Genomic DNA, 498 nt, shown 5'->3' with positions numbered 1-498 from the left:
TGCCCGCCAGCCCCGTCGCGGCGAGCGCGGTGGTGAGCAGGGCGGCGCTGGCTCGCGCCGCCCAGGTTCGTGCGGTGAACATGGGTCTCCTGACGTCGTCGTCGGCTCGGCACGGAGGCCGAGGGGAGGAACCCGCCCAGCAAACCGCCCGCCGGGGCCGCACGGAATGCAGAGGACGACGCACCCGCCTGGACGATCCGACTCTGGAGCGACCGGGCGAGGCCCCGTCGGACCAGCCCCCGGCCGGCAACCTCAGCGGTCGTGGAGGCCGTTCCGGAAGTCCGTCGGGCTGCAGGAGTGCACGCTGCGGAACTGCCGCGAGAAGTAGAACGGGTCGGGGTAGCCCACCGACCGCGCGATGTCGGCCACGGGCAGCTCGGTGGTGATCAGCAGCTCGCACGCCCGGGCCATCCGCAGCCGCTTGACGTACTCGACCACGCCGCCGCCGGTCGCCGCCCGGAACCGGGCCGAGAAGTGCGACGTGCTCAGCCCGAACCG

The 498-nt window shown here is 73.7% G+C and carries 1 protein-coding gene; it reads right to left on the bottom strand.

Annotated features, from left to right (window positions below):
• Positions 1-252: 252 nt before the first annotated feature.
• Positions 253-498 (bottom strand): helix-turn-helix transcriptional regulator (locus tag PROKR_RS03305; protein WP_036959496.1); only part of this gene is annotated, 246 nt, incomplete at its 5' end.

Source organism: Promicromonospora kroppenstedtii DSM 19349, assembly GCF_000515355.1.
GTDB lineage: Bacteria > Actinomycetota > Actinomycetes > Actinomycetales > Cellulomonadaceae > Promicromonospora > Promicromonospora kroppenstedtii.
This window is presented reverse-complemented; position numbering and strand designations above follow the sequence as displayed.